Here is a 241-nt window from a genome sequence, read left to right as displayed (position 1 = left end):
ACGCCCAGCAGCGTGGAGGTAGTCACCGGACCCCAGCCACCGCCACCGGTGGAATCCACCAGACCACCCAGAGCACCCAAGAATCCTAAAAATGGTGTGGAATATTCCGCCTTTTTTGCCAGCTTGCGCTTCGTGCGCCCTTGGCTAAATCGCCACACCAGGTTTGCCCCGATGGCCACCAGCACGACTGCGGTAATCGGCTGCGCCTTATCCAGTGGCAAATTGGATAAAAACATTGCCC

General features: G+C 57.7%; 1 pseudogene. It reads right to left on the bottom strand.

From position 1 onward, the window contains the following. Window positions 1–241: pseudogene (locus QP941_RS11600) on the bottom strand (sulfite exporter TauE/SafE family protein); the annotation flags it as partial.

This window comes from Corynebacterium sp. MSK150 (assembly GCF_030229215.1).
Lineage (GTDB): Bacteria > Actinomycetota > Actinomycetes > Mycobacteriales > Mycobacteriaceae > Corynebacterium.
Note: the sequence above shows the minus strand (reverse complement) of the source record. Positions and strands in the feature narration are given on the sequence as shown.